Here is an 11513-nt window from a genome sequence, read left to right on the forward strand (position 1 = left end):
CAATATGGAAAGAACAAAACGAGCGCTGATCGGCCCCTTGGCGCTGCTGATCGGTGTTTTGACACTCTTGGGCTTGGTCGTCCGCTCCTCCCTGGGCCATCCGGGCGTCGTGCTGTACACAGTCGCCGCCAAGCCGCGCATCCAACGAGTGCTTGCGCCGCACGCCAAAGCGCGTCCACGGATTCACTCAGTCAAAGAGCGCACGGAAAACGAGCGCGCGTAGATCAGGAGAGCACGATGAGCGTCATGGGAGAATTGGATGTCGAGGCGAAGGCGCGCTACGAGCGCGACGGCTTTCTGGTCGTTCCAGGTCTGTTTTTGGCGGAGGAAGTCGCCAGCCTGCGCGAGCACTACATGGCGCTCCGCACCGAGGGAACGTATCCAGGCGATTTCGACGGCGTCGACCTGACGAGTGACGATCCTCTCAAACGCTTCCCGCGCATGATCCACATGCACCGCTGGGATGAAATCAGCCTGCGCTGGCTATTGGACTCCCGGATCAACCACATTCTCACGCAGCTGCTCGGCGAAGAGCCGCTCGCCGTGCAGACGATGCTTTATTTCAAGCCCGCCGGCGCGCGCGGTCAGGCGCTGCACCAGGACAACTTCTACCTGCGCGTCCAACCCGGCACATGCATGGCGGCCTGGCTCGCGCTGGACCCTTGCGACGAGGAGAACGGCTGCATGCAGGCGATCCCGGGCAGCCACGATCTGCCCCTGCTCTGCCCCCAGAAAGCCGACACCACACTCAGCTTCACCGATGTCACCGTTCCCATCCCCGAACAGACGCCTCCGACCCCTATCCTCATGGCGGCCGGCGACGTACTCTTCTTCAACGGCAGCGTCATCCACGGCAGTTTCCCGAACACAACCACCGACCGATTCCGCCGCTCCCTGATCGGCCATTACATTGCGGGCGACGCAGAACAAGTCGGAGCCTTCTACCACCCCGCCCTGCGCATGGACGGCAGCACGGTGGAACTAGAGACAAGCACCGACGGCGCGCCGTGCGGCGTATGGCGAGACATAGACGGAAAACCCGAAGTGGAGATGGTCACAGCGGGGCTGGCGGCTTCGGCGGGGCATGAGTAACAAAGGTTACTCACAGGTCGGCCGAAGCGCGGAATAGATCACACCTCCCGCAAATCGCGGGCGTGGGTCACGCGGTTTCGGCCGCCGGCTTTGGAGGCGTACAGAGCACGGTCGGCGTGGGCGATCATGTCGCTGGGGCGCTCCATGGCGCGGGTGAGGGTGGAGACTCCGACGCTGGCGGTGATCGGTCGGTGCGGCCAGGATGCGGCTTCGATCCCTTCGCGCATGCGCTGCCCGATGCCGACGGCGCCCAAATAATCGGCGTGCGGGAGGATCATCACGAACTCCTCGCCACCATAGCGCGCGACAAAATCCAGGCCGCGCGCGCTCTCCTGGAGAACATGCGCCAGCACCTTCAGCACTTCATCCCCCGCAAGATGCCCATAGGTATCGTTGAACGATTTGAAATGGTCGACATCGAGCAGCAGCAGCGAAAGCGGCATATTGTAACGTGAGGCGCGCTGGAACTCGGTTTCCAAACGCTCCTGGAAAGCGCGGTGGTTCTTGAGGCCGGTCATGCCGTCCAGCTTGGCGAGCGCCTCCAGACGCGCGTTGATCGCCTCCAGACGCGCGGCGCGAACTTCCAAGTCCCGGCCGTAGTTATTGATCCAATTGATCTGATCCTGAAGAAGCGCTTCGTCCTCGCCGGAACGGATCAAGCGCGTCTCCAGCGCCGCCGTATGCGACATCAAGTCGAGGTGAGCCGTCAGCGCGTGTCCGATCTGGACCACGGCGCGCATCTCGCGTTCGGAAAATGACCGGCTTCGCGTATCCCAAATGCAGAGCACGCCCTCGGAGCCGCCGCTGAAGGCCGCCAGAGGAGTTCCGATGAAGCTGCGGACGTGTGGCTCCCCCGTCACCCAGGCATGCTGCCGGAAACGCGCCTCCTGACGGGCGTCCTTGACAGTCCAGGGGGAATTATGAGCGAGCGCCTGAAGACAGAACGCGCTCTCGCCGCCGCTGATCCCCACGCCCGAGCGCCACAGGATTCGGCGGTTCTCCACGAGCGCCAGAGCCGCCATCGGGGCGTCGCAAATCTCCGCGGCGAGATGGACAAGATGATCCACGCCGTCCTTCTCATCCGATTGGAGGAATGGGCATTCAATAATCGGCGGAGTTCTTGAGGCGTCATTCATGGGCGAGCGGAACTCCTTCGGTCAACCGTCAAATGGCGTTCATCGGCGTTATACGCTCGATATCCGCCGTAATCTTTATTATACTAGAGGTTTTGCCTGGATTTTGCAGTGAAACATTTTTACAGACAATAAATTCCATTGTAGCAGCCTGCCGCACCGCGTTTGACACTGAACGCTTGTCATTGTATACTAATACTATCACCAACTGCGAATTCAAGCGACGACGGACGCCATTTGGAACACGCCATGCGACAAAACTCTCAGACGACGGACTCCATCCTGGAAAGCAGCGCGGAAGCGTATGTCTCATTGGATCGGGAGTGGCGCATTCTGCGGGTCAACCCAGAGGCGGAGCGCTTCCTAAATAAGCGGTCCGAGGAGCTTCTCGGAAAGATCCTATGGGAGGTTTATCCCGATCTTGTGGGAACGAACGCCTATTACGAGTACCACCGAGCGATGGCGGAACGGTCCGCGATCACTCTGGAGGAACACACGCAGCGGCGGGACATCTGGCTGGAGCTGCGCGGATACCCGACTGAAGACGGCCTTGCGGTTTACTTCCGGGATATCTCCGACCGAAAGCGAGTCGAGCAGGCGCTGGAGGAGAGCGAGGAGCGGTTCCGCGCCACCTTCGAAGAAGCGGCGCTCGGAATCGGCCACGTCGCGCCGGACGGACGCTGGCTGCGCGTCAACCAGCGGCTCTGCGATATCTTGGGTTACACTCGGGATGAGATGTTCCTGCGCACAAACCAATCGATGTCGCACCCGGACGATCTGCACGACGAACTGGATATGCTCAGCCAATTGCTCGCCGGCGAGCTTTCGACTTACGCCATCGCGAAGCGTTACATCCACAAAAATGGCGGCGCGGTCTGGGTGGACGTGACCATGTCGGTCGTCACCCCGCGCTCCGGGGCTTCCCGCTATCTGCTGGCGTTTGTCGAGGACATCACCGGCCGCCGCGCCGCGGAGGAGCAGCTGCGCCAGCAATTCGTCCTGACCCGATCTCTGACAGACAACACCACGGAGGCGCTGTTCATGATGGACACCGCCGGCCGCGTCACGTTTCTCAACCCAGCCGCCGAACAGCTTGTCGGCTGGGTCGCAAGCGATTTGGTGGGCAAAGTCCTGCACGACGCCGTCCATTATCTCAAGCCCGACGGAACGCGCAACGCGATGCTGGAAAGTCCGCTCACAGCGGTGTTCACCACGGGTACGGGCGTGCGCAATCATGAGGACACGTTTGTCCGCCGCGATGGCTCCTTCGTACCTGTACTCTGCGCAAATGCGCCGATCATCGACCCCAGCGGCATGATCATGGGCGCGGTCCTCGCCGTCCACGACAATACCGACCGCAAGCGCGCCGAACAGGCCGTGCGCGAAAGCGAGGAACGGTACCGGCATATCGTCGACACCACATTCGAAGGCGTGTGGTCCTACGATGAGTATGGCGTCACGACCTATGTCAACGGCCGGATCGCGGAAATGCTCGGATATGGCCCCGACGAAATGCTCGGTCGCTCAATCTACGATTTCGTCTTCGACTCCGATCTGGCGGAAGCGCGCTCGCACTTCACCGAGCGGCTCGACGGCTCCAAGGGGGCAGTCGAATCGCGTCTGCGCCGCAAGGATGGCTCCGAGCTGTACTATCTGAGCAGCGCCAGCGCGCTGAGCGATTCCGGTGGCCGCCGCACCATCACGGCAATGATCTCGGACATCACCGCGCTGAAGCGCGCGCAGGCCGAACTGGAGCACGCCTACCAGCGCGAGCATCGGATTTCTGAGACTCTCCAGCGCTCCCTGCTCATCATGCCGCCCCGCGACGGCTTTCCGGGTCTCACGATTGAATCGCTGTATGAAGCGGCTTGGGATGAGGCGCAGGTAGGAGGAGACTTCTGCGACGCCTTTTCCATCAGCGGCGGCAAGATCGCGCTGGTGCTGGGGGATGTGGCGGGCAAGGGGCTCGCGGCCGCCGCGCGCACCGCCGAAATCAAATTTACGCTGCGCGCCTTTATGCGCGACACGTCCAGCCCCGCCATCGCGGCCGGACGCCTCAACGAGTTCGTTTGCGAAGCACACACGCTGCCCGAGCAGACCGACGACATGATCGTCAGTCTCACCCTCGCCGTCTTCGACCCCAAGACCGGCGATCTGGAAATCACGGTCTGCGGCGCCGAGCCGCCACTGATCCTGCGCACGTCGGGTCTGTGTGAGGAAGCGCCCGCCAGCGGCCTGCCGATCGGGTCCATCAGCGGCGTGGAGTACGACTCCATCCACGTGCATCTCAACATCGGAGACACGACGCTGATGGCCACGGACGGCATCACCGAGGCGCGCCGAGGCAACGTCTTCTTTGGCTACGAAGGCATGACCCGCATCGCCGCCCAGGCCCGCTCCTTCCCCGCCCTCAGCCAGATCGCCCGCGCGATCCTCAGCGGCGCCCAAAACTTCGCCGGCGGCCGCCTCCAGGACGACGCCTGCCTGCTGCTCGCGCGTCGGACGGGATAGAGCTTTCCTATTTCTTATTCGCTTCTTTCCAGCGCTGAGTCAAATCCAGCGCCGCTTCGGGCCATGCGGGAAATTCGAACTGGAATCCCTCGCGCAGCAGTCGGCTGGGAACGACGCGGCGGCTTTTGAGAATTAGCTCCGTTTCGGTTTTGAGGACTTTGGCGCCGATCTCCAGCATCCATTCGGCGGCGGGCAGACCGAACTTCGTTCCCCAGGCGGCGCGCAGGACGTGCATGAAATCGGCGTTCGGCAGTGGCCCGGGGGCGGCGAGGTTGACCGGGCCTTCGAACTGGGGATGCTCGATCAGCCAGCAGACGGCGCGGATGAAGTCGTAGTCGTGTATCCAGGAGACGTACTGACGGCCGCTGCCGGACGTTCCGCCCAGGCCACGCCGCACAAGGCTCAGCAAAACGTCGAACGGACCGCCGCTGTCGGGGCTCATGATGATGGCTGAGCGCATTTTGACGCGGCGCGTATTCGGCGTCTCCATATCATCCACCACCCGCTCCCACGCCTCCGCCACATCGATGCTGAACTTCCACGTGTCCGGAGCGTCCGGCTCGGAGCCGCCGACGATGCCCGTCATTTCGTCGTTGGGACGGTCGAAGCGGTGCGCATAGATCGTCGCGGTGCTCGCCTGAAGCCAGACTTTGGGAGGGCGCTTCGCGCTTATGATCGCCTCACCGACGACGCGCGCGGAGTTGACCCGGGATTCCAGGATCTCCGTCCGATTCTCCGGGGTGTAGCGGCAGTTGACGCTGCGTCCGGCCAGATTGATCACGGCGTCCGCGCCTTCAAACTCTTCGGCCCAGCTCCCCAGCGTCTCCGCGTCCCATTGGACCACGGGCCATGGGGCGGAAACCGCCCGCCGGCTCAAAACCGTCACTTCATGTCCGCTGCCATGAAACATCCGCGCGAGCAGCACTCCGACTTGACCCGTTCCGCCGGGAATAACAATCTTCATAAATTAAGTTTTATCCAGGGAGTCAGCCCAAAGGCGAGCGCCTTCGGGATCTTCGGAAGCGCATTCGGCCAGCGCCTCCGCGAATGTTTCCTGAGACCAATACCCCGCCGGCGCCTCGCAAACGGCGCCGGCGTTCGCGGGAGTCATTTGGGGCGCCTGAAGCGCGGTCATGACTTCCCCAATCGTCCATTGCAGCTTCTGACCGAGGGCGTCCAGCAAGGCGGCGGGAAGGGTTTGCAGGGAAATCCGGCCCCGGTCCAGACGATCGAGGACGCCGGGCGGCAAACGCAGGGCGCGGGCGACATCATCGAGGCGCTCAAAGCCGCACTCGCGGACGCGCGGCGACAGGAGAACCGCGCTTCGCCGGGAGCGCAGCAGGTCGCGGCCGAGAGCGGCAATCTCCCGCTCTTCGGCTTCCAGGTCGGCGGTAAACTCAAAGTCGCCGCCCAGCAGCGCGGCGGCAGCCTCCGTGAAATCGCGCGCCATGGTCGGATGCCGCTCGGACCAGAGCCGCAGCACGGCGGCGGGATCGTCGCTCGCCTCCAGCGCCTGCGTAAATCCGGCTACCAGCACATCCCCCGCATCCGGCCGGGAGAGATCGAGGGCGGCGCCTCCGTAATTCGTATGTTCGCTCATCGTCAATCCTCCCGCTCGCGCCAGGGCGGCGATCGTCAATTTTCTCGTTCGCGCCAGGGCGCCAGTAGATCCTGCGCGCGTTTCAAGTAGTTGCGTACGGTGCGTCCGCTCACCCCAAGGATCGTCGCCACCGTGGGCTCATCCGGGCTGACGCTTTCTTCCGGGAAGCCGGCGTAATGCTTGAGCACGAACGCGGCGCGCAGCGGTTCGGGGAGCGCGGCCAGCGCCGAGCGGACCATCGCATGATCTTCCATCGAAAGCCCGACGATGGCCGGCGCTTCCGGCAGAGCGTCCAGCACGACGTGTTCCGGTTCGGCCGCCCGGTAGTTACGCAGAATAGTGCGGGCGCGCCGATCGAAACAGACCCAAAATCGGCACTCCCAAAACTCCTGCGTGACATCGCGGCAGAGAACGCAATCGTACATCGCCGTCAGGATCTCGCGCGACAGATCCTCGCGCGCCTCCTGCTCCATCACTCCCCAAACGCGCAGATGGCGCGCGACGCGGCCCGCGACGCGTTCCGTCAGCATTTCCAGTAGATCCCAGGAAGCGTCTTCCGCCCCCTCCGCCGCGCAGACGCGGGCGAGCGACGCCAGCGCTTCATTGGAGAACTTCTCATCGCACGCACGGCGCGCTGCGCGGGCGGCGCTCAGCCCACGCAGCGTATCCAGCTCGGCCTGCACGGACGCCTCCCGCAGGTACAGCGTCAGCGGCGGCGCGACCGGTTTGCCCGTATCATATGCGCTCGAATGGTTACTCACGAAAACATCCCACTTCCGGAATCATGCGCCGGAAGCAATTCCCGGCCTCAGTTATGATACAATAATTCAGAGACTAAACTTATGATCCCTACACGAGCACGCGCCGGATTTACGCTGATCGAGCTCCTGGTCGTCATCGCGATCATCTCGATCCTTGCCGCCTTGCTGTTCTCCGCCTTTTTCGCCGCCCGCGAAAAAGCGCGGAGCGCAACTTGCAGCAGCAACCTGCGTCAGATCGGGATCGCCATGTCGATGTACATGGAGGACGCCGACGGTCTCTATCCATGGGCCAAGGATCCGTCCGACGAATTCACGCCGATTTGGGATGCGGATCCAGCTCGCAAGGCCTTGATTCAGACCATGGGACGTCTGAATGATGTTCTCAGTCCGTACATCAAGTCTCCCACCCTATGGCGCTGTCCCTCAGACACTGGGTTTGATGAACTCGACGCCAATTTCTATGGCGGCGCCCCAGTGCTTTTGAACGCGCGCCCGACAATGTTTGAAAATCCCGACTTTAAAACGTCTTATTTTTACCGTACAGAAATTCCATTGCTCGGAAAATCCGATTCGAATCTCAGCGCCACCGATCCGCAAACCGCCGGGTCCGAATTCGGCCCCTCCCAAATCAATATCCTGGAAGACGGCAACGGCGGCTGGCACGGGTCACATGTTCTGGACCAGCGGCGCTATTTAGTCCTGATGGGCGATGGGCATGTCGTCAGCCAGAACACCGGACAATTTTTCGCGACCTGGCGACTGCAAATCCAGTAACCTTCCCTAACAGCCACACGCACAAGACATCCCGATTATACCAGCGCTTCTTTCCTTAAGAGACGATCAACTCTCGTCGGTCGGCTTCGCTATGGCGTCCTTGCGGCGCACGCGCAGCACGGCGATTTTTGTGGCGTGGTTGAACGGCGCAGGGTCCGCGGGCAGGACGCCGGCGGGCGTCTCGGAGAAGCCGATGAAGTCCTGCGGGACGGGAATCGTTGTCTCGATGGAAAGATAGCCGTCGGCGCAGAGCGATTCCAGCATCGCCATATATTCGGCGCCGCTGACAAAAAGTGCGTTGTTGATCGTGACCAGCCAGCCGCCATCGTTGATCAGAGGCCGGACTTTGTTCAAGATGCGATGGCTCTCTTCCATCAAGTCGACCTTGCCGCCGCGCGTCTTGGAGTACAGCGGTGGGTCCACGAAGACGCAGTCAAAGCGGGCGGCGTCGCGTTTCAGGTGGCTGACGCGTGGGAAGAAGTCGCCGGCCTGGAAATCCAGACGGTCGATCGAGAAGCCGTTGATCGTACAAGATTCCTTGGCGACATTGAGAAACGTCCGGCTCAGATCGATCTGCACGACACGGCTGGCGCCGCCGGCGCGCGCGGCGATGCCGATGCTGCCTGTGTAGGCGAAGGTATTCAGGACGGTCTTGCCTTCCAAATTATCTTTTGCCCACTCACGCAGGTGTCGAGTGTCGAGATAGAAACTCGCATCTTGATTGATGCGCAGGTCCACGGCGTAAGCGACTCCGTTTTCACGGATGCGCTTGTCGATCCCCGATCCCCAGAGCAATCTCCCCTTCTTCTCTTCCTCCAGCGCTCCGTAGCGCGCCTTTACCAGGATCGAGGTGACCCAGGGCAAGGCTTCCTGAAAGAACTCGAATGCTTCCCCAATGGCGTCATCGGCGTCGGAGGGTGTATGCGCGTAGTTGTAAACGATCAGCGTACGACCGTACAGGTCGACGACAAGATTAGGAAAGCCTTCGTAAAAGCCGTTGAAAAGACGCAGGGCCATCTCGTGACGCGCGTCAAGAAACTGCGTTCGGGCGGCGAGCGCCGCCTGGAGCGCGGCGGTCAGTGAATTGCCGCTGCTGGGTGTGTTGGAAATATCGTTCATTGCCCTTCATTATGACGGGTTCCCCTCAAAAACACGGCGCCCTCAATATTCTTACTCCCTTGACAAATATTTTACAAGTGTGTAAAATATTTGTCATGATTGTCGAAGAATTGACGGTAACGGCGAAATCGGGTCTGCGTGAGCGTCAGCGACGCGAGCGGGGCGAGACGATTTTGCAGGCGGCCTTTGCGCTGCTGGCGGAAAAAGGATACGACGCGCTGACGATGGAGGAGCTGGCGGAGAGAGTTGGGATTTCGCGCCAAACGCTTTATCATCACTTTGCTTCGAAGGAAGATATTGCGCTGCGCGCCGTGATGATCTTCGCCGAGGAGGGCATCCAATCGATCCGGTCGATCGATCCGCAATTGCCGCCGATCGACCGGCTGGAGCGTGTCGTCCGGTGGATGATGGAAGTCCGTTTTACCCCCACGCGCGCGGCGTTCGTCAAGGCGAGGCCGATTCTAATGCATGTCAAGGCGAGCCCCGAATACCGTGAGGCGTTTGACCGCCGAGCGCGCGCGATCCAGGAGATCGCGGATGCGGCGATTGAAGCGGGACAGATTGAGCCGGGACTTTCCAGCGCCATGGTCGTCCAGGTTCTGCTCGCCCTGATCTGCGATCCTTCCTACGAACAGCTCGTCGATTCCGGGAAGGCGACACCCGAGGAGATCGCCGGCTCGGTCGCCCTGTTTTTCCGCCGCGGCGTCGAACGCCGCGTGGACGCGCCAAAGGTTTAAGCACACGCATGCCCGAAACGCCTGACGTAATTCCGGCGGCGGCGCACCCCGTCGTCGAAGCCCTGAACCCCTATCGCTGGTTTATTTTGGCGGGCCTCATCACAGCCGCCATTCTTCAAGTGCTGGACACGACCATCGTCAACGTCGCCCTGCCACAGATGGCCGGAAATCTCGGCGCAACCAGCGAGGAGATTGGCTGGGTCGTGACGGGCTATATTCTCAGCAACGTCATCTTCCTGCCGATGACCGCCTTTTTGACGCAGCGCTTCGGCCGTAAGCGTTATCTGACAGCCTCGATCATCGTGTTCGTTGTTTCCTCGTTCTTCTGCGGCACATCGCACACGCTCGGCGAGCTGGTCTTCTGGCGAATTCTCCAAGGGGCGGGCGGCGCCGCACTGCTTTCGACCGCGCAGGCGACCCTGATCCAAGTTTTCCCAAAGCACGAACAGGGCTTTGTCCAATCGATGTTCATGATGGGCCTGACCGTCGCTCCCACCTTAGGGCCGACACTCGGCGGCTGGATCACGGACAACTACACCTGGAACTGGTGCTTTCTCATCAATGTCCCGATTGGCATTGTCTCGGCTGTCCTCGTGGTGATGTTCCTGCACGACGCCGAGGCGCCCAGCAAGGCGGGAACCGTCGACTGGATCGGCATCGGCCTGCTCGCGCTCGGCCTGGGTTCGATGCAGTATCTTCTGGAGGAAGGAGAGCGTAACGACTGGTTCCAGAGCAGCATGATCGTCACCCTCGCGATCGTCTCGGTAATTTGTATCAGCGGCCTGATCTACTGGCAGCTCTCGCCGCGCAACCGAAACCCGGTCGTGGATTTCCGGGTCTTGAAAAACCCGACACTCTCGGCGTGCCTCTTCCTGTTTATCGTGCTCGGCTTCGGCCTTTACGGCGGCACCTATCTGTTTCCGCTGCTCGCGCAGACCGTGCTTGGGTTCACATCGATGCAGACCGGCCTCGCGCTGCTGCCGGGCGGCATGGCGACGGCATCGGCCATCGTGATCTGCGGCGCGATCCTCAATCGTCCCAAGCCCCTGATCGACACCCGAATCGTGATCGTCTTCGGCACCCTGATGACGATGCTTTCGATGTGGATGCTCGGCCACATCTCCAGCCAGTCCGGTCAGGCCGACACCGCTCTCGCGCTGCTGATCCGTGGCCTGGGCGCGGGCTTCCTATTCATCCCGATCAATCAGGCGGCGTTCGCCAGTTTGAAAAAGCACGAATTGCAGCAGGCGTCAGGCCTCCTGAGCCTCTCCCGCCAGCTCGGCGGCTCATTCGGCATCGCGGCGCTCGCGACATTCGTTACGAAACACATCCAGATGCACCGCGTCGACCTGCTGTCCAATTACAACGACGCCAACATTATCTTCACCGACCGCGTCCACGCACTGACCGGCGGACTGATGCACCATGGCCTCAGCGCCTCCGCCGCCCACAGCGCCGCACTTGGACTGCTCGACAAAGGCCTGATGCGCCAGGCAATGACCATGAGCTACGCCGACGCGTTTCTGACGATGCTGATTGTGAATATGATCACGCTGCCGGCGGTATTCCTGCTGCGTAAGAATAAGACAGCGTCGGTGGGACATGTGGAGGCGGTGATGGATTAGTGACCTATGCCCGCGCTTCGCGCGCCCCTTCCCCAGCAAGCCGCTTCCCCAGCAAGCCGCTTCGCGGGGGGAAGGGTTCAGAATTAGGAGTCCCTCCGCTCCCACAGATTTATGATGGCCCCTCCGCCCCAATTCTGGGGGACCGGAAAATGCCAATCTCC

General features: G+C 61.6%; 11 protein-coding genes. 6 read left to right on the plus strand and 5 right to left on the minus strand.

Annotated features, from left to right (window positions below; translation table 11 throughout):
• The first annotated feature begins 4 nt into the window (after positions 1-4).
• Both ABIZ35_RS09380 and ABIZ35_RS09385 read left to right on the plus strand, forming a co-directional pair.
• Positions 5-223 (plus strand): hypothetical protein, encoded by a 219-nt coding sequence (locus ABIZ35_RS09380; RefSeq protein ID WP_348219628.1) that lies wholly within the window; start codon positions 5-7, stop codon positions 221-223.
• 14 nt (positions 224-237) lie between these two features.
• Positions 238-1092 (plus strand): phytanoyl-CoA dioxygenase family protein, encoded by an 855-nt coding sequence (locus ABIZ35_RS09385; RefSeq protein WP_348219629.1) that lies wholly within the window; start codon positions 238-240, stop codon positions 1090-1092.
• 38 nt (positions 1093-1130) lie between these two features.
• Here the strand turns inward: ABIZ35_RS09385 and ABIZ35_RS09390 are convergent, their stop codons facing one another.
• Positions 1131-2228, minus strand: a complete 1098-nt coding sequence (locus ABIZ35_RS09390) for a sensor domain-containing diguanylate cyclase (RefSeq protein WP_348219630.1) — start codon at positions 2226-2228, stop codon at positions 1131-1133.
• 246 nt (positions 2229-2474) lie between these two features.
• Here ABIZ35_RS09390 and ABIZ35_RS09395 point away from each other — a divergent pair, with 246 nt between their 5' ends.
• Complete coding sequence (locus ABIZ35_RS09395) at positions 2475-4736, plus strand: PAS domain S-box protein (RefSeq protein ID WP_348219631.1); 2262 nt, start codon at positions 2475-2477, stop codon at positions 4734-4736.
• Positions 4737-4743: 7 nt separating this feature from the next.
• Here the strand turns inward: ABIZ35_RS09395 and ABIZ35_RS09400 are convergent, their stop codons facing one another.
• The 3 genes from ABIZ35_RS09400 to ABIZ35_RS09410 are packed head-to-tail and all read right to left on the minus strand — an operon-like array spanning position 4744 to position 7097.
• Positions 4744-5700 carry a TIGR01777 family oxidoreductase gene (locus ABIZ35_RS09400; protein ID WP_348219632.1) on the minus strand — a complete coding sequence of 319 codons (957 nt, stop codon included), beginning with the start codon at positions 5698-5700 and terminating at the stop codon, positions 4744-4746.
• Positions 5701-5703: 3 nt separating this feature from the next.
• Entirely contained in the window at positions 5704-6336 is a 633-nt protein-coding gene (locus ABIZ35_RS09405) for a hypothetical protein (protein WP_348219633.1), read from the minus strand.
• Positions 6337-6371: 35 nt separating this feature from the next.
• Positions 6372-7097, minus strand: a complete 726-nt coding sequence (locus ABIZ35_RS09410) for a hypothetical protein (RefSeq protein WP_348219634.1) — start codon at positions 7095-7097, stop codon at positions 6372-6374.
• Positions 7098-7178: 81 nt separating this feature from the next.
• On the opposite strand from ABIZ35_RS09410, the gene ABIZ35_RS09415 reads away from it, so the two are divergent.
• The gene (locus ABIZ35_RS09415; protein ID WP_348219635.1) at positions 7179-7871 is read left to right on the plus strand and encodes a type II secretion system protein; all 693 of its coding nucleotides are present in this window, start codon (positions 7179-7181) and stop codon (positions 7869-7871) included.
• Between the two features lie 66 nt (positions 7872-7937).
• Here ABIZ35_RS09415 and ABIZ35_RS09420 read toward each other — a convergent pair whose 3' ends face one another.
• The gene (locus tag ABIZ35_RS09420) at positions 7938-8990 is read right to left on the minus strand and encodes a class I SAM-dependent methyltransferase (RefSeq protein ID WP_348219636.1); all 1053 of its coding nucleotides are present in this window, start codon (positions 8988-8990) and stop codon (positions 7938-7940) included.
• Positions 8991-9085: 95 nt separating this feature from the next.
• On the opposite strand from ABIZ35_RS09420, the gene ABIZ35_RS09425 reads away from it, so the two are divergent.
• Together ABIZ35_RS09425 and ABIZ35_RS09430 are read left to right on the plus strand one after the other, a co-directional pair.
• Entirely contained in the window at positions 9086-9727 is a 642-nt protein-coding gene (locus ABIZ35_RS09425) for a TetR/AcrR family transcriptional regulator (RefSeq protein WP_348219637.1), read from the plus strand.
• Between the two features lie 8 nt (positions 9728-9735).
• On the plus strand, positions 9736-11352 hold the full coding sequence (locus ABIZ35_RS09430) for a DHA2 family efflux MFS transporter permease subunit (protein WP_348219638.1): 1617 nt from the start codon (positions 9736-9738) through the stop codon (positions 11350-11352).
• The last annotated feature ends 161 nt before the right edge of the window (positions 11353-11513 follow it).

This window comes from Capsulimonas sp. (genome assembly GCF_039929585.1).
GTDB lineage: Bacteria > Armatimonadota > Armatimonadia > Armatimonadales > Capsulimonadaceae > Capsulimonas.

Excerpts from the sequence above, each read along its gene's own strand:
- ABIZ35_RS09380 (WP_348219628.1), top strand. The coding sequence starts at position 5 with ATGGAAAGAACAAAACGAGCGCTGATCGGCCCCTTGGCGCTGCTGATC.
- ABIZ35_RS09385 (WP_348219629.1), top strand. The coding sequence starts at position 238 with ATGAGCGTCATGGGAGAATTGGATGTCGAGGCGAAGGCGCGCTACGAG.
- ABIZ35_RS09390 (WP_348219630.1), bottom strand. The coding sequence starts at position 2,228 with ATGAATGACGCCTCAAGAACTCCGCCGATTATTGAATGCCCATTCCTC.
- ABIZ35_RS09395 (WP_348219631.1), top strand. The coding sequence starts at position 2,475 with ATGCGACAAAACTCTCAGACGACGGACTCCATCCTGGAAAGCAGCGCG.
- ABIZ35_RS09400 (WP_348219632.1), bottom strand. The coding sequence starts at position 5,700 with ATGAAGATTGTTATTCCCGGCGGAACGGGTCAAGTCGGAGTGCTGCTC.
- ABIZ35_RS09405 (WP_348219633.1), bottom strand. The coding sequence starts at position 6,336 with ATGAGCGAACATACGAATTACGGAGGCGCCGCCCTCGATCTCTCCCGG.
- ABIZ35_RS09415 (WP_348219635.1), top strand. The coding sequence starts at position 7,179 with ATGATCCCTACACGAGCACGCGCCGGATTTACGCTGATCGAGCTCCTG.
- ABIZ35_RS09420 (WP_348219636.1), bottom strand. The coding sequence starts at position 8,990 with ATGAACGATATTTCCAACACACCCAGCAGCGGCAATTCACTGACCGCC.
- ABIZ35_RS09425 (WP_348219637.1), top strand. The coding sequence starts at position 9,086 with ATGATTGTCGAAGAATTGACGGTAACGGCGAAATCGGGTCTGCGTGAG.
- ABIZ35_RS09430 (WP_348219638.1), top strand. The coding sequence starts at position 9,736 with ATGCCCGAAACGCCTGACGTAATTCCGGCGGCGGCGCACCCCGTCGTC.